We start from the raw sequence: 18,629 nt of genomic DNA, 5'->3' as shown, positions 1-18,629 counted from the left end.
CGGCATCGCGCACTTGTTGGCGTCGGCAGTCTGCAGCGCCACGACGAGGCGATGGATCTCATCGACGGACCGGCCCGCATTCATCGGGTAGTAGACCATGGCACGCAGCACGCCGTTCGGGTCGATGATGAAGGTGGCGCGCACGGCGGCCGTGTCGGAGGCGCCGGGCTGGATCATGCCATAGGCATTGGCGACCTTCATGTTCAGGTCCGCGATGATCGGGAAACCGATTTCGACGCCGAATTTCTCCTTGATCGAGAGCACCCACGCGATGTGCGAATAGTGGCTGTCGATCGACAGGCCGAGCAGCTCGACGCCTTTGGCCTTGAAGTCGTCTTGGCGCTTGGCGAAGGCGATGAACTCGGTCGTGCAGACCGGTGTGAAATCGGCCGGGTGCGAGAACAGGATCAGCCACTTGCCCTTGTAATCGGCGAGTGATTTTTCGCCGTCGGTGGTCAGTGCCTTGAAGTCGGGAGCAGGTTCGTTGAGCCGCGGCCCTTTCAGTTCGATGGTGTCAGTCATTGTTTCGTTCCTTCAACTTGCGTTGGTTGCAGAACGGATATGGTCTCCCTTGAACGATTTTTGAAACGAATTATTCTTCTCACAATAATCGAATTATTGAATGATAGGTGTGCGATGCTGCCGAGCCTGCAACAGCTGCGTTTTCTGGTCGCGCTGGCCGACGAACTGCATTTCGGCCATGCGGCGGAGAGCTGCCATGTCACCCAGTCGACGCTATCGAACGGCATCAAGGAACTGGAGGCGATCCTCGGCGTGTCGCTGGCCGAACGTTCCAAGCGGTCGGTGCTGCTGACACCCGTCGGCGGCGAGATCGCGGATCGCGCACGTCAGTTGCTGGCAGACGCCTCCGACCTCGTCGAAGCGGCGAAGCGCCATTCCGGTGCGTTTCGCGGCGACCTGCGGCTTGGCGCCATTCCCACCGTCGGTCCCTTCCTGGTGCCGAAGGTCATGCCGAGGGTGCGCGCGGCGTTCCCCGACCTGCGGTTCTATTTTCGCGAGGAACTGACGGAATCGCTGATCGCCGGGCTGAAGGCCGGGCGGCTGGATGCGATCCTGATCGCGCTGCCCTTCGCCATCGAGGGGCTGGAAACGCTGGAACTGTTCGACGACAATTACCAGCTCGCCACACCGCTCGACCACAAGCTGGCGAACCGCGACGCGGTCACCGGCAGCGATCTCGGCGGAGAGAAACTGCTGTTGCTCGAAAAAGGCCATTGTCTGCAGCGGCACGCCCTGTCGGCTTTTCCCGAGGCGCATGCGACCCAGGATGACAGCTTCGCCGCCACCAGCCTTGTGACGCTGGTCTCGATGGTCGCCGAGGGGCTCGGAATCACGCTGCTGCCGCAACTGGCGATCGACGCCGGCGTGACGCGCGGCAATCGGCTGGCGTTGGCGCCGCTGGTCGGAGCCTGCCCACGCCGTATCGTGCTTGCCTGGCGAAAGACGTCGGCCCGTGCAGACGAGTTCGCGCAACTTGCCGAGGTTTTTCGCGCCGCGCGCGACGACCTGCCGTCGTGACAAGGGACAACGTGCCGCAGGTGTGCCGCGAAAAAGTATATCTGAAATTGAGCTTTATCAAATCTCTGGAGCGGAATCGTTTCTAATCTGGCATCGGCTTTCAACAAGAGGGAAGTTGGATGCGGAGAAGGCGGAATTGGCGCGGGATTGCAGCGGCGATCCTTTTTCTGGCGGCGACGCCGGCCTGCGCGCAGGCGCAGAACGAAGCGGCCATGCCCGGTGCGTCGGGCAGCACGGCCGACCATTCGGCCTTTGAAATCCTGAAAAAGCCTTTCGCCTCCGGCCCCGAAGTCACCGAGGCCTGCCTGACCTGCCATACCGAAGCAGCGAAACAGGTGATGAGCTCGATCCACTGGACATGGACCTACACGCACCCGACAACCGGCCAGCAGCTGGGAAAGAGCCATGTGATCAATGCGTTTTGCGGCAATGTCGCCTCGAACGAGCCGCGCTGCACGAGCTGTCACGCCGGCTATGGCTGGGAGAAGATGGCGGACGGCCCGCCGAAGGCGCAATCCGCCGTCGATTGCCTGGTCTGTCACGACACCTCCGGGACCTATTCCAAGCTGGACAACGCCGCCGGCAATCCGCCGCTGACGCCGGTTCCCGCCGGCGCCAAGACGATCACCGGCGCGCCGGCCAAGCCCGTCGATCTCGCCATGGCCGCGCAAAGCGTCGGCCTGCCGCGCCGGGAGAATTGCGGCCAGTGCCACTTCTACGGTGGCGGCGGCGACAACGTGAAACACGGCGACCTGTCGTCGGTCCTCTATAATCCGGACAAGTCGGTTGACGTGCATATGTCGAAGGACGGGGCAAACATGGTTTGCTCGGACTGCCATGTCACCAACCGGCATGTCTGGGCGGGCAGCCGTTACAACGTCACGGCCCACGACATGATCGGCACCGGCAAACCCGGCGAACGCCGCGATGTTGCGACCTGCGAATCCTGCCACGGCACCGCGCCGCACGAATCGGCGTCGCTCATGGGCATGAAGCTCAACGATCACGTCGATCGCGTCGCCTGCCAGACCTGCCACATTCCCGAATTCGCCCGCGGCGGCGTCGCCACCAAGACGGTGTGGGACTGGTCGACGGCCGGCAAGCTGAAGGACGGCAAGCCTTACAGCGAAGAGGAATTCGTCCAGAGCGACGGCAAGCATCTGCACACTTATCTGTCGACCAAGGGCAATTTCGAGTGGGGCGAGGACGTGGTTCCCTTCTATGCCTGGTTCAACGGGCAGGTCGAATACACGACCGGCGACCAGACGATCGATCCGACCAGGGTGGTCGAGATCAACCGGATCTCCGGCTCGCCCGACGACGGCAAGTCGCGCATCTGGCCGTTCAAGCGCATGGAAGGCCGGCAGGCCTATGACAAGCAGCTGAACCATCTTGTCTACAACCATGTCTACGGCCCGGAGACCGACACCGCGTTCTGGACCAATTTCGACTGGTCGAAGTCGATCAAGGCGGCGATGGACTACGTCGGCGAACCCTATTCCGGCGAGTTCGATTTCGTCGACACCCATATGTACTGGCCGATCACCCACATGGTTGCGCCGAAGGAGCAGGCGCTTGATTGCGAATCCTGTCACGCGAAGGATGGACGGCTGGCCAATCTCGCCGGTTTCTACATGCCGGGGCGCGATCCCGGCGGGCCGGTCGACAAGATCGGCCTGGCGATCCTGCTCGCCGCCATCGCGGGCGTGATCGGGCATGCCGTCTTGAGACTCGTAATGCGCCGGGGAGGGCACGCGTGATGACTGAGCGTCTCGTCAAGATCTATCCGGCATTCGAACGGTTCTGGCACTGGTCGCAGGTCCTGCTGATCCTTGTGCTGCTGTTCACCGGCATGGGGCTGCACGGCTTGCACGGCCTGGTACCGTTCGGCCCCGCCGTGATGTTGCACACGACGGCCGCGTTGGCGCTTGTCGTCCTGTGGATCTTCGCGATCTTCTGGCATCTGACCACCGGCACCTGGCGGCATTATATGCCGACCACACAGGGTCTGTTCAAGGTGGCGCGCTTCTATGCCTTCGACATCTTCAAGGGCGCGCATCATCCCTACCGCAAGGCCTATTGGCGCAAGCACAATCCGTTGCAGGCGCTGACCTATCTGGCCCTGAAGCTGTTCCTGTTTCCCGCCATCTGGGTGACGGGGATTGTCTATCTGACCTATAATTTCTGGGAGCAACAGCCCAATGCGACATTGCTTCTGGAGATCGTCGCGAACCTGCATGTGCTCGTCGCCTATCTGATCGCGACCTTCGTCATCGTCCATGTCTATCTGCTGACCGCCGGCGAGTCCTTCGTGCAGCACGTCAAGCCGATGATCACCGGCTTCGACACGATCGACCTGACACCGGAGGAGGAAGCCTATCTGAAAGCCGACGAACCCGGCCGGTTGTCGTGAGAAGGCGGCTGCGCGCCGGTGCGGAACGGCTATCCGCCGATTGTCTCGGCCACCTTCGCCAGCGCCAGCGGATAGATGCGGTGCTCTTCGGTCAGCACCTTGGCGGCAAGGCTGTCCGGCGTGTCGCCGGGCAGCACGGGCACTTCCGCTTGGCAGATCACCGGGCCGTCATCCATGCCGGCGGTGACGTGATGCACCGAGCAGCCATGCACCGTGTCGCCGGCTTCGATCGCCCGCGTATGCGTGTCGAGGCCCTTGTATTTGGGCAGCAGCGACGGGTGAATGTTGATGATCCGGCCTTGCCACGGCGTGAGGAATTCGCCTGACAGCAGCCGCATGAAACCGGCGAGGCAGACGATCTCGACGCCGAGCTCGTCGAGCGCCGCCTGGATTGCCGCCTCGTGCTCGCGCTTCGACGCATAATCCGAGCGCGGGATCGCAAACGCCGGAATGCCTTCGGATGTTGCCGTTTCCAGTCCCTTTGCGTCGGGCTTGTCGGAGAGGACGCCGACGATTTCGGCGGGATAGTCCGGTGCCTTCGTCGCCCGGATCAGCGCTTCCATATTGGAGCCGCGGCCCGATATCAACACGGCGACGCGCTTGCGGCCGCTCAAAGGTCGAGCGTCCCGTGATAGCTCACACGCGCGCCGTCGCGTGCTTTCATGACGCCGATGCGCGTCACGGTTTCGCCCTCGCGTTCCAGCACGTCGGCCACGGCTTCGCTGTCCTCCGGCGCGACCACTGCGATCATGCCGACGCCGCAATTGAAGGTGCGCAGCATCTCGTCGCGCGCGACACCGCCCTGCGCGGCGAGCCAGGCGAAGACATGCGGCACGTGGATCGCCGACAGGTCGATGTCCGCCGCCATGCCCTCGGGCAGGACGCGCGGGATGTTTTCGGGAAAGCCGCCGCCGGTGATATGCGCCAGCGCCTTGATCGCACCGGTCTCGCGGATCGCGGCCAGCACCGGCTTCACATAGATGCGGGTCGGGTCGAGCAGCGCCGCGCCGAGCGTGCGCTCCTTGTCGAACGGCGCCGACGCGCCGTAGGAAAGCCCGGACATCTCGACGATGCGGCGCACCAGCGAATAGCCGTTGGAATGGATGCCGGACGACGCGAGGCCGAGAATGACGTCGCCTTCGGCGATATCGGTGCGCGGCAGCAGCGTCCCGCGTTCGGCCGCGCCGACGGCGAAGCCGGCGAGGTCGTAGTCGCCTTCCGAATACATCCCCGGCATTTCCGCCGTCTCGCCGCCGAGCAGGGCCGAGCCTGCCTGGCGGCAGCCTTCAGCGATACCGGAGACGATTGCCGCGCCCTGTTTGACGTCGAGCCTGCCGGTCGCGAAATAGTCGAGAAACAGCAGCGGCTCCGCGCCTTGCACGATCAGGTCGTTGACGCACATGGCGACGAGGTCGATGCCGACGGTGTCGTGGATGTCCGCCTCGATGGCCACCATCAGCTTGGTGCCGACGCCGTCATTGGCGGCGACGAGGATCGGGTCGTCATAGCCGGCGGCCTTCAGGTCGAACAAGCCGCCGAACCCGCCGATCGTGCCGTCGGCGCCGGAACGCCGGGTCGATTTCACCATCGGCTTGATCGCCTCGACGAGCGCGTTGCCCGCGTCGATGTCGACGCCGGCGTCGCGATAGCTGAGGCCGTTCTGTCCGTCTTGGGTGTTCGGTGTGTCCGCCATGGTCGCGTCCGAAAAACGTGGGTGTTTGGGGCCGTCTATTGCATGGCGGCGGCGCTGTTTCCAGTGCGCAGCGCGATCCCGTCACAGCAATTTCGCCATCATTGCAAGAAAGGCTTTTGCGCCCGCCACAAGGCATCTCTATATGACGGTCAAACAGCAATCGATGGCCAGCGTGTATTTCACCATTCCCAACGCGATCACGGTCGCCCGTATCCTGGCGATCCCGTTCATAGTCCACGCTATGCTGCACGGCGCATGGATGCAGGCTTTCGTCCTGTTCGCGCTCGCCGGCGCATCCGACGGCGTGGACGGATATATCGCGCGGCACTTCGACCAGAAATCGCAGCTCGGCACCTTTCTCGATCCGCTCGCCGACAAGGGGCTGACGATTGCGGTATTCTCCGCCTTCGCCGCGCAGGATATCGTGCCGGTATGGCTGCTTGTCCTGATCGTGGCGCGCGATGTGGCGATCGTCGCCGGCGCCGGCATGATGGCGGCGCGGGGCAGCGCGGCGGCCATCCAGCCGCTGATGATCTCCAAGATCAACACGACGGTGCTGATCCTGCTTGCCTGCTGGCTCCTGGCCGCGCACGCCTTCGAATGGTCGCTTCCGGCGCTGGAGTATGGTCTGATCGGGCTGGTCGTCCTTCTGACGGCGGTGTCGGCCGCCGCCTACGGCCGCCTCATGGCGCAGACCGTCCGCCGGGTGGAAGACGGAAGGGGATGAAATGAGCGAACATATTTCAACCGCCCATCTGAAGCGCCAGGCGATCTTCTGGCTCGCCGCGGCCGCCGTGTTCATCGTCTTCATTTTCGTCTTCCGGACCATCCTGCTGCCGTTCCTGGCCGGCCTCGCGCTCGCCTATTTCATGGATCCGGTCGCCGATTTCCTGGAGCGGCGGCGCCTGTCGCGCTTCGCCGCCACGATCGTCATCCTGCTTGCCTTCATCGTGCTGTTCGTCATCGCGCTGGCGGTGATCGTGCCGCTGCTGGCATCGCAGGCATCCGATTTCCTGAAGCACTTGCCGAGCTATGTCTCGCAGTTGCAGGGCATGCTCGCCAATCTCAGCCTGGAGACCGGCTGGTTCGCGAAATATATCGGTATCGATCCGCAGAACCTGCAGAGCAGCGTCGATGAACTGCTCAAGCAGGGCGCCGGCTTCCTGACGACGCTGTTCCAGGGCATCTGGTCGTCGGGCATGGCGATCATCAACGTGGCCGGACTGCTCGTCATCACGCCGGTGGTCGCGTTCTACATGCTGCTCGACTGGGACAAGATGGTCGCCAGAGTCGATAGCTGGGTGCCGCGCGATCACGTCGAAAACATTCGCGAACTCGGCCGCGAGATCAACAAGGCGATTGCCGGATTCGTGCGCGGGCAGGGAACGGTCTGCCTCATTCTCGGTGTCTACTATGCCCTCGGGCTGACGATCGCCGGGCTGAATTTCGGCCTTCTCATCGGCCTCTTTGCCGGGCTGATCAGTTTTATTCCCTATGTCGGCTCCACGGTCGGCCTCGTTCTGTCGGTCGGCGTGGCGCTGGTGCAGTTCTGGCCGGACTGGCCCATGATTGTCGTCGTTTTGGGCGTCTTCCTTGTCGGCCAGGCAATCGAGGGTAATATCCTGCAGCCGAAACTCGTTGGAGACAGCGTCGGCCTGCATCCGGTCTGGCTGATGTTCGCGCTGTTCGCATTCGGCAGCCTGTTCGGATTTACCGGCCTTCTGGTTGCCGTTCCGGCCGCCGCCGCCGTCGGTGTCCTGGTGCGTTTCGCACTTGAACGATACCTCGACTCCGACCTTTATGTCGGCAAATCGGAGGCCGGCGAAAGCGCCTCCGCCGAAGACTGACCGGTTGAACGCAGTGCCAAGTTTTTCGTTTGCGCCATGACCGATACTGATTCCCAGCTTCTTCTCGACATCGGCTTGTCGGGATCGATGTCGCGCGACGACCTGATCGTCACGCGCTCGAACCGCGAGGCCGTGTTGTTGATCGAAAGCTGGCCGAACTGGCCGGGACCCGCCGTCGTCCTTGCCGGTCCACCCGGATCCGGCAAGACGCATCTGGCGACGATCTGGCGTGACCTCGCCGATGCCCGCGCCTGCGACCCGAACAAGCTGTCGGCGGACGATCTCGATGCTGCGCAAGCCGGCAAGGCGCTGCTGCTCGACGGTGTCGAGCCTGGCGGCTTCGACGAAAATGCACTGTTCCACATCATGAACGCGGTGCGCGCCAATGGCGGCAGCCTGTTGATGACATCGGCGCACTGGCCGGGCGCCTGGCGGGTGGAAACGCCGGATCTGCGCTCTCGCATCCAGGCGGCGACGACGGTCGAGATCGCCGAACCGGACGACGAATTGCTGGTAGGCGTCATGACCAAGCTCTTCGCCGACCGCCAGATCGCGGTCGATGCTTCGGTCATCAGCTATATCGCCGGCCGCATCGAGCGTTCGCTCGCCAGCGCCCGGGCGATTGTCGAACGGCTCGACAAAGCGTCGCTTGCGCGCAAGGCGAAGATCACGCGCGCCTTTGCGGCCGCCTTCGTTCGCGAGTACGATAACAACCAGAACGAATTCGATTTCTAGGCACGGCCGGCATTCGGCGGTGTCATGGAACGGTACCAATTTGCGATTACGCAGATAAAAACGCATCGCAGACGCCAGACAGGAACGTTGAACGCGCCATGAACGACGCCATTCTTCCAGGAACGATGACAACCGGAACCGCGCGCGAGATTGCCGACGACATGCGCAACGACGTGGCGCGTTTCGTGAACCGGGAATTCTCCTGGCTGCAGTTCAACTGGCGCGTCCTCGACGAGGCCCGCAACACCCAGCATCCGCTTCTGGAGCGGCTGCGCTTCCTGTCGATCTCGGCCGACAATCTCGATGAATTCTTCATGGTCCGGGTTGCCGGCCTTGCCGGCCAGGTCCGCGAAGGCATCACCGAGCGTTCCAATGACGGCCTGACGCCACAGGAACAGCTTGACTCCATCCTCGATGAGGCCGGCAAACTGCAGACCGAACAGCAGGTTGTGCTCGCCGAATTGCAGGAGGAATTGGAAGCCGAGGGCGTCGAAATCGTGCGCAGCGAGCAGCTCGCCGACGCCGATCTCGCTTGGCTCGAGGACCACTTCCTGCAGACGATCTTCCCCGTGCTGACGCCGCTGTCGATCGACCCGGCGCATCCGTTTCCGTTCATCCCCAATCTCGGCTTCTCGATCGCGCTCGAACTCGTCAACCGCGCGTCGCGCGCCCAGATGAACGCGCTGTTGCGCTTTCCCGTCGCGCTCGACCGTTTCGTCTCGATCCCGACGGAAGGCTCGAAATTCCGCTTCATCAGCCTTGAGGACATCATCGGGCTTTACATCTCGAAGCTCTATCCGGGCTACGAGGTGAAGGGGAAGGGCACCTTCCGTATCATCCGCGACAGCGACATCGAGGTCGAGGAAGAGGCCGAGGATCTTGTGCGGCTGTTCGAAACCGCGCTGAAGCGGCGCCGGCGCGGCCAGGTGGTCCGCATCGAGTTCGACCACGAAATGCCGCATGACCTGCGCGAATTCGTGGCGCATGAACTGGAGGTGCCGGAATCGCGTGTCAGCATCCAGCCCGGTTTCCTCGCCCTTAACACCGTCTCCGAGATCGTCTCGGTCGACCGCAATGACCTGAAATTCGAACCCTATCAGGCACGCTTCCCCGAACGCATCCGCGAGCACAATGGTGATTGTTTCGCGGCAATCACGGAAAAGGACATTATCGTCCACCATCCCTACGAGTCCTTCGACGTCGTCGTGCAGTTCCTGCGCCAGGCCGCGCAGGATCCGAACGTCCTTGCCGTCAAGCAGACGCTCTACCGCACTTCCAAGGACAGCCCGATCATAAGGGCGCTGATCGACGCCGCCGAGGCCGGCAAGTCCGTCACCGCGCTGATCGAGCTGAAGGCGCGCTTCGACGAGGAAGCCAATATCCGCTGGGCGCGCGACCTCGAACGCGCCGGCGTGCAGGTCGTCTACGGCTTCTTCGAGATGAAGACGCATGCGAAGATGTCGCTGATCGTACGCCGCGAGGATGGCAAGCTGCGCAACTACGTCCATCTCGGCACCGGCAACTACCATTCGGTCACCGCCAAGATTTACACCGACCTGTCCTTCTTCACCTGCAATCCGGTGATCGCGCATGACGTGGCACAGGTCTTCAATTTCATCACCGGCTATGCCGATCCCGGCTCCGACATGCAGCTCGCTGTCTCGCCGCGCTTCATGCGCAATCGCATCCTCAAGCACATCGCCGACGAGATCGCTCACGCAAGGGCCGGGCGCCCGGCCGAAATCTGGTTCAAGATGAACTCGCTCGTCGACGCGCAGATCATCGACGCGCTCTATGACGCGAGCGCCGCCGGCGTCCAGATCGACATGGTCGTGCGCGGTATCTGCTGCCTGCGCCCGCAGGTGCCGGGCCTGTCGGAGAATATCCGCGTCAAGTCGATCATCGGCCGCTTCCTGGAGCACAGCCGCATCTATTGTTTCGGCAACGGCCACGGCCTGCCGAGCGACGAGGCCATCGTCTATATCGGCTCGGCCGACCTGATGCCGCGCAATCTCGACCGCCGCGTCGAAACGCTCGTGCCGCTGACCAATCCGACCGTGCACGAACAGGTGCTGGGCCAGATCATGCTTGCCAACCTGCTCGACAATCAGCAGAGCTTCGAACTCCTGGCCGACGGGCGTTCGCGGCGGATGACGCGGGCGAAAGACGAGCAGCCCTTCGACGCCCAGAAATATTTCATGACCAATCCGAGCCTGTCCGGGCGCGGAAAGTCGTTGAAATCTTCCGCACCCCGTTTGATCGCCCACAAAAAAAGGGCAGAGAACAAGGAAGTCTGACCAACGCGACCCGGTTGTGGAACTGACATTTGATTGACACCGAAGACGCCCAGGGACGCCTGCGAAACAGGCATCCGATTGCCGTTGTCGATATCGGTTCGAACTCCGTTCGCCTGGTGATCTATGAGGGCCTCGTGCGTGCGCCCTCCATGCTCTTCAACGAAAAGGTCCAGTGCGGGCTCGGCCGCGGCATTGCCGAGACCGGCAACATGAACGAGGACGCGGTCAGTAACGCGCTCGGCGCGCTGCGCCGCTTCCGCGCTCTCGCCGGCCAGGCCAAGGTCGAGAAACTGGTTATCCTCGCGACGGCTGCCGCCCGCGAGGCCGGCAACGGCCCGGCCTTCATCGAGGAGGCCGAGCGAATTCTTGGCCAGGGAATCACTGTGCTCAGCGGCCGCGAGGAGGCGCTTTATTCGGCCTATGGCGTCCAGTCCGCCTTCCGCGACATCGACGGTGTCATGGGCGATCTCGGCGGCGGCAGCCTCGAGATCGTCGACATGAAAGGCGACGATATCGGCGACGGCATGACCCTGCCGATAGGCGTCATCCGCCTGTCGGAACGCGCCGGCGGCGATCTGGAAAAGGCGGCGCTGATCGCGCGCGACGATCTGAAGACGGCCGGGTTCCTGAAACACGGCAAGGGACGCAATTTCTATGCCGTCGGCGGCACATGGCGAAACCTCGCCAAGCTGCACATGGCTTCGACCGGTTATCCGCTCCATGTCACCCACCACTACGAAATGGATGCGCCGGGCTCGGTCGGTTTTCTGACCAAGGTCGGCCGCAACAATGTCGAGAAACTGCCTGGCATCGACGACGTGTCGCGTTCGCGGCGTTCGCTTCTGCCCTACGGCGCGATCGTCCTGGCCGAACTGATCCGGGCCATGAAGCCGGCCAAGGTGATCTTTTCGTCGGCCGGCGTGCGCGAGGGCTATCTCTACGGCCTGCTCGACGACAAGACCCGCAAGCGCGACGCGCTGATCGAGGCGTCTGAGGAATTGTCGGTGCTGCGCTCGCGTTCGCCGCGCCATGCGCGCGAGCTGGCGGCCTGGACAGGCAGGGCCTTCAAGGCGTTCGGGATCGACGAGACCGAGGACGAGGCGCGTTACCGCGAGGCCGCGTGCCGGCTGGCCGATATTTCATGGCGCGCCCATCCCGATTACCGCGGCGACCAGGCGCTGAACGTGATCGCCTACGGATCCTTCACCCAGGTCGACCATCCGGGCCGCGCCTATATCGCGCTTGCGAACTATTTCCGCCATGACGGTTTGAAATCCGGGACTTTTGCGCCGGAAATCCGCAAGATCACCTCCGACCGCATATGGGAGCGCAGCCGCTATCTCGGCGCGTTCTTCCGGGTCGCCTATCTGTTCTCTGCTGCCATGCCGGGCGTGATCGGCGACATCGTCTGGCGCGAGAAGGACGGTGGCGCGATAGAGCTGGTCCTGCCGCGCCGTCTCGCGGAATTGTACGGCAACCGTCCGCTCGGGCGCATCAACCAGCTGTCGAAGACGGTCAGCCGCGAGATCAATCTGGTCGTCGAGCGGTAACCGCTCAACCGACGTCGATAACCGACAGTTTTCGCTGGTCGAAGCGGATGGCGAGTTCGCCGTTGACCGTGCGCAGCGCCTTGTCGCCGAACACTTCCTTGCGCCAGCCCTTGAGCGCGCCGACATCGGCCGCCTCGCCATGGATGGCGATCTGTTCGAGGTCGTCGGTCGTCGCGATGATCTTCTGCGCGACGCCTTGTTCCTCCGCGGTGAGCTTCAGCAGCACACGCAACAGGTCGACCGCGGCGCTGGTGCCTTCGGGCGAGGCCGGCGGGCGCGGAATGGGCGGCAAGTCGTGCTTGTCGATCTCCAGGGCGTCGGTCACGGCCTTGATCAGCGGCGCGGCCATCGACGAGCGCTCGATGCCCTTGTTGAGCGAGCGCAGCCGCGCCAGTGCCTCCGGCGTCTGCGGCTGCTGCTGGGCGATTTCGTAGATCGCGTCGTCCTTGAGGATGCGGCGGCGCGGCTGGTTGCGCGAGCGCGCCTCCGTTTCGCGCCAGGCGGCGATGTTTTTCAGGATCTGCAATTCGATCGGCTTGCGCACCCTGAGTTTCAGCCGCTGCCAGGCGTCTTCCGGCTTGAGGTCGTAGGTTCCCGGCGCGGTCAGAACGCCCATTTCCTCGCTCACCCAGTGTTCGCGGTTCTCGCTCTTCAGCCGTTCCGCCAGGTCGACATAGACGTCGCGCAGATGCGTCACGTCGGCGAGCGCGTAGGAAAGCTGGCGCTCGCTGAGCGGCCGCGCGCGCCAGTCGGTGAACCGCGACGACTTGTCGATATGGGCGCCGGAGATGCGCTTGACGAGCTGGTCATAGGCGATCGCGTCGCCGAAGCCGCAGACCATCGCGGCGACCTGGGTGTCGAAGATCGGTTCCGGCACGGCGCCGGTCAGGTTGAAGAAGATCTCGATGTCCTGGCGCGCGGCGTGGAACACCTTGAGCACGTTCGTGTCCGCGAGAAGTTCGAACAGCGGCGAAAGGTCGAGGCCCTTGGCGAGAGGATCGATCATCACCGCTTCGTCCGCGCTCGCCACCTGGACGAGGCAGAGCACCGGCCAGAACGTCGTCTCCCGGATAAATTCGGTGTCGATGGTGATGAACGGGTGATGCGCGAGGCGCGCACAGGTAGCGGAAAGCTCTTCCGTTGAATCAATAAGCTTCATGAGGTCAGGTCTTTAGCGGCGTCGCCATGGTTTGTCGATTGTTTCCCGCTGCCCTGTTTGCGGGTCTGTCCGGCGCGTGCCAGGCGCGCGATGACCGGCGATGTCCTGAGCAGGACGGTGAACCGGCCGCGCCTTTCAGCCGGGACGGGCGCGCGCATGTGCAGCCGCCACGCGGTCGCCACGAAAAGCGATGCGTGCACCACGCTGATGAAGACGAACAGCGCCCGCGGTCCGAACATCTCCATCAGGGTGGCGGCGGCGGGCGGGCCCGCCATGGCGCCGACCGAGTAGAACAGCATCAGCCCGGCGGCGACCTGCACATAGTTGCCTTTTACCGCATGGTCGTTGGCATGCGCCGCCGACAGCGAATAGAGCGGCATGGCGAAGGCGCCGAAGGCAAGCACACCGGCGAGATTGAGCGCCAGCGAATTGCCGGCGAACGACGAGATCGCCAGCGCCGAGATGACGGCGCCCGATGTCGACAGCATCAGCACATGCCGCCGGTCCCAGCGGTCGGACAGCCAGCCGAGCGGATATTGCAGGACGATGCCGCCGACGATTCCCGCGCTCATGAAGGTGGCGACTTCGGCGATGCCGAAGCCGGTCTCCTGCACGTAAATCGGGCCGATCATGCGGAAGGAACTGTTGGTGATGCCGATCGCGATACAGCCGATGGCCGCGATCGGCGAAATCCGCCAGACGCCGGCGAGGTCGAGCTTGATGTCCTCGGGCGCTTTCGGGCTGGAGCGGTCGGCAAGCGACACCGGCACCAGCGACAGCGAGATCATCATCGAAACGATGGCGAAGATGGCGAAGCCGCCCGAGCCGACCGCCGGGATCAGATATTGCGAACCGGTCACCGCCGCGATGTCGATAATGCGATAGACCGACAGCACGCGGCCGCGGTTCTCGTTGCTGACACCGGAATTGAGCCAGCTCTCGGTCGTCGTGAACAGGCCCGAAAAGCAGAACCCGCTGATGAAGCGCACCGCCAGCCAGACCGTGCCGTCGGGAACCAGCACCAGGATCAGCGAGACGGCCGAGGCGAGGGCGGCGAGCGCCGAGAAAGTGCGGATATGGCCGACATTGCGCAGGATTCGCGCGATATAGAGGCAGCCGAGCAGAAAGCCGCCGAAATAGGCCGTGCCCATCAGTCCGATCAGGCCCGCCGAGAAGCCTTCCTCTGCGCCGCGCACGGCGATCAGCGTGCCCTGCACCCCGTTTCCGGCAAGCAGGATGCCGGCGGCGATCAGAAGCGGCACGAGGGGACGGATGGAGGGCATGAAACTCGGGGTGGAACAGGGATGATTCCATCCACTATGCCGCCGGTCGCGGCAGGGCGATAGCGGCATTTGCGACATCGGGGCGCGCCGGGCGGACCTCGGCCGCCGCTTGCCTTGACAAATCATGCCGCCCGTGCGCTTTTCCGCGCGATTTCCCGCACCACGACAATGCGGCGCGCCCGCCGCGCCAAGCTGACAAAGGCGAATACCAATGCATCGTTACCGCAGCCACACATGCGGAGCCCTCCGCAAAACGGACGCAGGCTCGACTGTCCGGCTTTCCGGCTGGGTCCACCGCGTGCGCGACCACGGCGGCTTGCTGTTCATCGACCTGCGCGATCATTTCGGACTGACCCAGGTCGTCGCCGATCCCGATTCTCCCTGCTTCAAGACGGCGGAAAAGGTGCGCGGCGAATGGGTCATCCGCATCGACGGCGAGGTCAAGCCGCGGACCGGCGATACCGTGAACCCGAATCTGCCCACCGGCGAGATCGAGATCTTCGCGCGCGAGATGGAAATCCTGTCGGAAGCCCGCGAGCTGCCGCTGCCGGTTTTCGGCGAGCCGGACTATCCCGAGGATATCCGCCTGACCTACCGCTTCCTCGACCTGCGCCGCGAGACGCTTCACAAGAACATCATGACGCGCACCAACGTGATCTCGTCGATGCGCCGCCGCATGGCCGCGGCCGGTTTCACCGAGTTCCAGACGCCGATCCTGACGGCATCGTCGCCGGAAGGCGCGCGCGACTTCCTGGTGCCGTCGCGCATCCATCCCGGCGAGTTCTACGCCCTGCCGCAGGCGCCGCAGCAATACAAGCAGCTGCTGATGGTCTCCGGCTTCGACCGCTATTTCCAGATCGCGCCCTGTTTCCGCGACGAGGACCCGCGCGCCGACCGGCTGCCCGGCGAGTTCTACCAGCTCGACCTGGAAATGAGCTTTGTCGAACAGGACGACGTCTTCGAGGCGATGGAGCCGGTGATGCGCTCGATCTTCGAGGAATTCGCCGGTGGCAAGCCCGTCACGCGGGAGTTTCCGCGCATCGCCTATGACGACGCGATCCTGAAATACGGCACCGACAAGCCGGACCTGCGCAACCCGATCATCATGGAGGATGTGTCCGAGCATTTCCGCGATTCCGGCTTCAAGGTCTTCGCCAACATTCTCGCCAACGATCCGCGCGGCGCAGTCTGGGCGATTCCGGCGCCGAAGGGCGGCAGCCGCGCCTTCTGCGACCGCATGAACTCCTGGGCGCAAGGCGAGGGCCAGCCCGGTCTTGGCTACATCTTCTGGCGCGAGGACAATGACCGCGTCGAAGGTGCCGGCCCGATCGCCAAGAATATCGGCGAGGAGCGCACCGAGGCGATCCGCCTGCAGCTCGGCCTCAAGCCCGGCGACGCCTGCTTCTTCGCGGCCGGCGATCCGAAGAAATTCGCGTCCTTTGCCGGCGATGCGCGCACGCGCGTCGGCGAGGATCTCGATTTGATCGACCGTGATCGCTTCGAACTGGCCTGGATTGTCGACTTCCCGTTCTACGAATGGGACGAGGAGGAAAAGAAGGTCGATTTCGGCCACAACCCCTTCACCATGCCGCGCGGCGGCCTCGGCGCGCTTGAGAACGAGGACCCGCTCAACATCAAGGCCTGGCAGTACGACCTCGTCTGCAACGGCTTCGAGATCGCCTCGGGCGGCATCCGCAACCATCTGCCGGAAGTGATGGTCAAGGCCTTCGGCATCGTCGGGCTCGACGCCAAGACGGTCGAGGAGCGCTTCGGCGGGCTCTTCCGCGCCTTCCATTACGGCGCGCCGCCGCATGGCGGCATGGCGGCCGGCGTCGACCGCATCGTCATGCTGCTCGTCGGCGCGAAGAACCTGCGCGAGGTGACGCTGTTCCCGATGAACCAGCAGGCCGCCGACCTCCTGATGGGCGCGCCGGCGCCGGCATCGCCCGCTCAGTTGCGCGAACTGCATCTGCGGTCGGTTCCGCCGGCCAAGGACTGATCGGACGGGAAGCGGAGACGGGGTCGTCATGACAACGCCTGTTCGCTTCCTCGTCACCGGCTTCACGCCCTTTCCGGGCGCGCCGGTCAATCCGACCGAGCATCTCATTCGCCATTTCGAGGCCAATCCGCCGTTGGCGGGCGAAGCGGTGGAATTCCGCTTCGCCGTCCTGCCGGTCGATTACGGCGCGACGATACCGGCGCTGGAGCAGGCCGTGGACGGCTTCGATCCGCATGTCGCCGTGCATTTCGGCCTTGCCGAGGAGGCGTCGGGGTTCCGTTTCGAGACGCTTGCCCGAAACGAGATCGCCGCGCGCATTCCCGACAATGCGGGCCGCCAGCCGGAAAGGACCGTGATCCGGCCGGATGCGGGCCATGCCCCGTCGACCCTGCCGCTTACCGGCATGGCCGACGCGTTGCGATCGCGCGGATTGGCCGTCGAATGGTCGGAGGACGCCGGCGGCTATCTCTGCAACTACGTCTTCTATCATTCCGCGGCCGGTCTCTGCCGCGGCCTCGGCGCCGCGATGAGCGGCTTTGTCCATGTCGGCCCGGTGCGCCTGCCCGGTGCCGCGGTGGCCGATACCGCGATGGATTTCGGCGCGCTCGTACACGGCGCGGAAATCATCCTGGAAACCTGCGTCCGGAACTTCCGCGACGATTAGAGCAATTCCAGGAAAAGTGTGAAGCGGTTTTCCGTCCGGAATTGCGTGAAAACAGACGGATAGGGCGGTTTGGCGTTTCCGGGAAACGATGAAACGTCCGGAGCCCGGCGGATCGCTCCGCCGGGCTCGAAAACGGGACGAAGAGGACGCCTACTCGTCCGCCGTGACCGAGACGCCGAGCATGTCGACCACCGAACCGGGCGCGCTCATGCCGGCTGCCATGATCTGCGCGACGGGAACCGGGTTCGCCGGTGCCGCGACGATGCTGAGCGTCTTCGGATTGCTGAGGAAGGCGCCGACCGCCGCCGCCGTCTTGGCGGCAAAGGCGTCGTTTTGCAGTTGCGCGAGAGCGAAGGGCAGGAAGCCCTTGGCCTGCGCGATGACGGCCTCGCGATTGGTGCCCTGCTGTTTCGCGACATAGTCGAGAATGCGTCCCGTTGCCGAATCGTCGACCAGTTCGATCGAGATCTTTCCGACCTCGATCTGTTGCGTCAGTCCGAGCATGGCGAAGCCGACGGCCTCGTCGCTCTGGCCTTCCATGTTCTTTTGCAGTTCCTTCAGGGCGGCGATCAGTTCCGCGCTGTAACCGCCGATGTCGAAGTTGATGTTCAGCTTCGCCGCATCGTCGAGTTCGACGGCCTGCTGGACCTTGAGGTCGCCGCTGTCGGTGTTCCAGGTGCCGCTGCCGTTGATGCGGCCGCGCAATTGCGGATAGCCGACCTGCGTCATCGTGGCCTGGATCTTGTGGTCGGGCATCTTCGAGAAATCGATGAAGAAGTCGTTGACCTTGCCTGCGATGTCGAGCGTCGCGCCCGGTTCGTACGGGCTCATGGTCGACGTGATGCCGTCCAGCGCGAAGATCGTGTTGCCGTTCTGGCTGATATCGATCGCACCGATATTGAGCGCGCGGTAGACGCCGGCGGCGGCGATCGGATCGGGCTCGTCCGGTCCGGCGAGATAATAACCTTCAACGGTCGCGCCTTCGAATTTGAACGACGTCCCCTCGCGAGAACTCGAGAAGGAAGGAGCCGCGATGCGGCCGATGATATAGGCGCCATGCGCTGCCTCCTCGACGTCCTCGAGCAGCAGTTTTTCCATCTGGAAACCGTCATTGCCGTTGGGCACCGTGACCTTCAGATTGGAGATGACGATGTCGTTGCCCTGCGCCTCGACGGAATCCGAGGTCATTTCGAATCCCTGCGCGCTCATCTGGCGGACAAGCGCGTCGAACACGGCATTTGCGTCGACTGCGGCGAACGCATGCGGACTGAGCGCGAAAACGATCGCGACGGCGGCAGTTGCCTTGTATGCGTGGTGACGAAGGTTCATGAACGGGCCTTTCCTGAAAATCGGGGCAGGGGCGTTTTACGCCGCTGCGGTGGCGGTCAGTGTGACAACGTGCACATCGTAATGGCAAGACCCGGGCGGATATTCGTCCGGTTTTGCCTTA

General features: G+C 63.7%; 16 protein-coding genes. 10 read left to right on the top strand and 6 right to left on the bottom strand.

Annotated features, from left to right (window positions below; genetic code table 11):
- Positions 1 to 522: peroxiredoxin (locus IG169_RS07305; RefSeq protein WP_193175520.1), on the bottom strand; the 522-nt coding region annotated here is incomplete at its 3' end.
- 114 nt (positions 523 to 636) lie between these two features.
- Here IG169_RS07305 and IG169_RS07300 point away from each other — a divergent pair.
- From IG169_RS07300 to IG169_RS07290, 3 genes are all read left to right on the top strand, one after another.
- Positions 637 to 1,539, top strand: a complete 903-nt coding sequence (locus tag IG169_RS07300; RefSeq protein WP_193175519.1) for a hydrogen peroxide-inducible genes activator — start codon at positions 637 to 639, stop codon at positions 1,537 to 1,539.
- A 119-nt stretch (positions 1,540 to 1,658) separates the two neighbouring features.
- Positions 1,659 to 3,299 (top strand): tetrathionate reductase family octaheme c-type cytochrome, encoded by a 1,641-nt coding sequence (locus tag IG169_RS07295; RefSeq protein WP_193175518.1) that lies wholly within the window; start codon positions 1,659 to 1,661, stop codon positions 3,297 to 3,299.
- Positions 3,299 to 3,952: a cytochrome b/b6 domain-containing protein gene (locus IG169_RS07290; protein WP_193175517.1), complete on the top strand. Its 654-nt coding sequence runs from the start codon at positions 3,299 to 3,301 to the stop codon at positions 3,950 to 3,952. The genes IG169_RS07295 and IG169_RS07290 overlap by 1 nt, the downstream gene beginning before the upstream one ends.
- A 29-nt stretch (positions 3,953 to 3,981) precedes the next feature.
- Here the strand turns inward: IG169_RS07290 and purN are convergent, their stop codons facing one another.
- Both purN and purM read right to left on the bottom strand, forming a co-directional pair.
- A complete protein-coding gene (gene purN, locus IG169_RS07285; RefSeq protein WP_193175516.1) occupies positions 3,982 to 4,566 on the bottom strand; it encodes a phosphoribosylglycinamide formyltransferase in 585 nt (194 codons plus the stop codon).
- Positions 4,563 to 5,645: a phosphoribosylformylglycinamidine cyclo-ligase gene (gene purM, locus IG169_RS07280; protein ID WP_193175515.1), complete on the bottom strand. Its 1,083-nt coding sequence runs from the start codon at positions 5,643 to 5,645 to the stop codon at positions 4,563 to 4,565. The genes purN and purM overlap by 4 nt, the downstream gene beginning before the upstream one ends.
- A gap of 142 nt (positions 5,646 to 5,787) precedes the next feature.
- Between purM and IG169_RS07275 the strand changes: the two genes are divergently transcribed.
- The 5 genes from IG169_RS07275 (at position 5,788) to IG169_RS07255 (ending at position 12,074) form a co-directional block, all read left to right on the top strand.
- Positions 5,788 to 6,372 (top strand): CDP-alcohol phosphatidyltransferase family protein, encoded by a 585-nt coding sequence (locus IG169_RS07275; RefSeq protein WP_193175514.1) that lies wholly within the window; start codon positions 5,788 to 5,790, stop codon positions 6,370 to 6,372.
- A 1-nt stretch (position 6,373) separates the two neighbouring features.
- Positions 6,374 to 7,492 (top strand): AI-2E family transporter, encoded by a 1,119-nt coding sequence (locus IG169_RS07270; protein WP_193175513.1) that lies wholly within the window; start codon positions 6,374 to 6,376, stop codon positions 7,490 to 7,492.
- A gap of 36 nt (positions 7,493 to 7,528) precedes the next feature.
- The gene (locus IG169_RS07265) at positions 7,529 to 8,227 is read left to right on the top strand and encodes an HdaA/DnaA family protein (protein WP_193175512.1); all 699 of its coding nucleotides are present in this window, start codon (positions 7,529 to 7,531) and stop codon (positions 8,225 to 8,227) included.
- 125 nt (positions 8,228 to 8,352) lie between these two features.
- Entirely contained in the window at positions 8,353 to 10,524 is a 2,172-nt protein-coding gene (locus IG169_RS07260) for an RNA degradosome polyphosphate kinase (RefSeq protein ID WP_246717211.1), read from the top strand.
- Between the two features lie 29 nt (positions 10,525 to 10,553).
- A complete protein-coding gene (locus IG169_RS07255; RefSeq protein WP_193175510.1) occupies positions 10,554 to 12,074 on the top strand; it encodes a Ppx/GppA family phosphatase in 1,521 nt (506 codons plus the stop codon).
- A 4-nt stretch (positions 12,075 to 12,078) separates the two neighbouring features.
- On the opposite strand, the gene rnd is transcribed toward IG169_RS07255, so the two are convergent.
- Both rnd and IG169_RS07245 read right to left on the bottom strand, forming a co-directional pair.
- Positions 12,079 to 13,233 (bottom strand): ribonuclease D, encoded by a 1,155-nt coding sequence (gene rnd / locus IG169_RS07250; RefSeq protein WP_193175509.1) that lies wholly within the window; start codon positions 13,231 to 13,233, stop codon positions 12,079 to 12,081.
- On the bottom strand, positions 13,230 to 14,516 hold the full coding sequence (locus tag IG169_RS07245) for an MFS transporter (protein WP_193175508.1): 1,287 nt from the start codon (positions 14,514 to 14,516) through the stop codon (positions 13,230 to 13,232). Before IG169_RS07245 ends, rnd begins: the two co-directional genes overlap by 4 nt.
- Before the next feature lie 211 nt (positions 14,517 to 14,727).
- On the opposite strand from IG169_RS07245, the gene aspS reads away from it, so the two are divergent.
- On the top strand, positions 14,728 to 16,515 hold the full coding sequence (aspS, locus tag IG169_RS07240; protein ID WP_193175507.1) for an aspartate--tRNA ligase: 1,788 nt from the start codon (positions 14,728 to 14,730) through the stop codon (positions 16,513 to 16,515).
- Positions 16,516 to 16,543: 28 nt separating this feature from the next.
- Positions 16,544 to 17,179 carry a pyroglutamyl-peptidase I gene (locus IG169_RS07235; RefSeq protein ID WP_193175506.1) on the top strand — a complete coding sequence of 212 codons (636 nt, stop codon included), beginning with the start codon at positions 16,544 to 16,546 and terminating at the stop codon, positions 17,177 to 17,179.
- Positions 17,180 to 17,329: 150 nt separating this feature from the next.
- Here IG169_RS07235 and IG169_RS07230 read toward each other — a convergent pair whose 3' ends face one another.
- A complete protein-coding gene (locus tag IG169_RS07230) occupies positions 17,330 to 18,508 on the bottom strand; it encodes a hypothetical protein (protein WP_193175505.1) in 1,179 nt (392 codons plus the stop codon).
- Positions 18,509 to 18,629: the final 121 nt, after the last annotated feature.

The sequence above is a fragment of the Oricola nitratireducens genome (assembly GCF_014904745.1).
In the GTDB taxonomy this organism is placed as follows: domain Bacteria; phylum Pseudomonadota; class Alphaproteobacteria; order Rhizobiales; family Rhizobiaceae; genus Oricola; species Oricola nitratireducens.
Note: the sequence above shows the minus strand (reverse complement) of the source record. Positions and strands in the feature narration are given on the sequence as shown.

Excerpts from the sequence above, each read along its gene's own strand:
- IG169_RS07300 (WP_193175519.1), top strand. The coding sequence starts at position 637 with ATGCTGCCGAGCCTGCAACAGCTGCGTTTTCTGGTCGCGCTGGCCGAC.
- rnd (WP_193175509.1), bottom strand. The coding sequence starts at position 13,233 with ATGAAGCTTATTGATTCAACGGAAGAGCTTTCCGCTACCTGTGCGCGC.
- IG169_RS07265 (WP_193175512.1), top strand. The coding sequence starts at position 7,529 with ATGACCGATACTGATTCCCAGCTTCTTCTCGACATCGGCTTGTCGGGA.
- IG169_RS07235 (WP_193175506.1), top strand. The coding sequence starts at position 16,544 with ATGACAACGCCTGTTCGCTTCCTCGTCACCGGCTTCACGCCCTTTCCG.
- aspS (WP_193175507.1), top strand. The coding sequence starts at position 14,728 with ATGCATCGTTACCGCAGCCACACATGCGGAGCCCTCCGCAAAACGGAC.
- IG169_RS07270 (WP_193175513.1), top strand. The coding sequence starts at position 6,374 with ATGAGCGAACATATTTCAACCGCCCATCTGAAGCGCCAGGCGATCTTC.
- IG169_RS07245 (WP_193175508.1), bottom strand. The coding sequence starts at position 14,516 with ATGCCCTCCATCCGTCCCCTCGTGCCGCTTCTGATCGCCGCCGGCATC.
- IG169_RS07295 (WP_193175518.1), top strand. The coding sequence starts at position 1,659 with ATGCGGAGAAGGCGGAATTGGCGCGGGATTGCAGCGGCGATCCTTTTT.
- purM (WP_193175515.1), bottom strand. The coding sequence starts at position 5,645 with ATGGCGGACACACCGAACACCCAAGACGGACAGAACGGCCTCAGCTAT.
- IG169_RS07290 (WP_193175517.1), top strand. The coding sequence starts at position 3,299 with ATGACTGAGCGTCTCGTCAAGATCTATCCGGCATTCGAACGGTTCTGG.
- IG169_RS07260 (WP_246717211.1), top strand. The coding sequence starts at position 8,353 with ATGACAACCGGAACCGCGCGCGAGATTGCCGACGACATGCGCAACGAC.
- IG169_RS07275 (WP_193175514.1), top strand. The coding sequence starts at position 5,788 with ATGACGGTCAAACAGCAATCGATGGCCAGCGTGTATTTCACCATTCCC.
- IG169_RS07230 (WP_193175505.1), bottom strand. The coding sequence starts at position 18,508 with ATGAACCTTCGTCACCACGCATACAAGGCAACTGCCGCCGTCGCGATC.